This window comes from Peribacillus sp. N1 (assembly GCF_054600815.1).
Genome location: NZ_BAAHZO010000023.1, coordinates 1 through 1,232, shown reverse-complemented (window position 1 = coordinate 1,232; position 1,232 = coordinate 1). Strand labels below are relative to the sequence as shown.

The 1,232-nt window shown below is 50.2% G+C and carries 1 rRNA gene; it reads right to left on the bottom strand.

Going from position 1 to position 1,232, the window contains the following annotated elements:
• Window positions 1-1,222, bottom strand: a 23S ribosomal RNA gene (locus ACYP5M_RS26495); the annotation flags it as partial.
• Between the last annotated feature and the right edge of the window lie 10 nt (window positions 1,223-1,232).

Below are 1,232 nucleotides of genomic sequence, written 5' to 3'. Positions count from 1 at the left end.
CCAACGGTGTCAATCCACAGCTTCGGTGATACGTTTAGCCCCGGTACATTTTCGGCGCGGAGTCACTCGACCAGTGAGCTATTACGCACTCTTTAAATGGTGGCTGCTTCTAAGCCAACATCCTGGTTGTCTAAGCAACTCCACATCCTTTTCCACTTAACGTATACTTTGGGACCTTAGCTGGTGGTCTGGGCTGTTTCCCTTTCGACTACGGATCTTATCACTCGCAGTCTGACTCCCAAGAATAAGTATTTGGCATTCGGAGTTTGACTGAATTCGGTAACCCGTTGGGGGCCCCTAGTCCAATCAGTGCTCTACCTCCAATACTCTCATCTTGAGGCTAGCCCTAAAGCTATTTCGGAGAGAACCAGCTATCTCCAGGTTCGATTGGAATTTCTCCGCTACCCACACCTCATCCCCGCACTTTTCAACGTGCGTGGGTTCGGGCCTCCATTCAGTGTTACCTGAACTTCACCCTGGACATGGGTAGATCACCTGGTTTCGGGTCTACGACCTCATACTCATTCGCCCTATTCAGACTCGCTTTCGCTGCGGCTCCGTCTCATCAACTTAACCTCGCATGAAATCGTAACTCGCCGGTTCATTCTACAAAAGGCACGCCATTACCCATTAACGGGCTTTGACTACTTGTAGGCACACGGTTTCAGGATCTATTTCACTCCCCTTCCGGGGTGCTTTTCACCTTTCCCTCACGGTACTGGTTCACTATCGGTCACTAGGGAGTATTTAGCCTTGGGAGATGGTCCTCCCTGCTTCCGACGGGATTTCTCGTGTCCCGCCGTACTCAGGATCCACTCAGGAGGGAACGAAGTTTCAACTACAGGGTTTTTACCTTCTTCGACGGATCTTTCCAGATCACTTCATTTACCCCGTTCCTTTGTAACTCCATGTTGAGTGTCCTACAACCCCAAGAGGCAAGCCTCTTGGTTTGGGCTAATTCCGTTTCGCTCGCCGCTACTCAGGAAATCGCGTTTGCTTTCTCTTCCTCCGGGTACTTAGATGTTTCAGTTCCCCGGGTCTGCCTTCAGTACCCTATGTATTCAGGTAAAGATACTGTTCCATTACGAACAGTGGGTTTCCCCATTCGGAAATCTCCGGATCAAAGCTTACTTACAGCTCCCCGAAGCATATCGGTGTTAGTCCCGTCCTTCATCGGCTCCTAGTGCCAAGGCATCCACCGTGCGCCCTTTCTAACTTAACCGTTAAAAAAG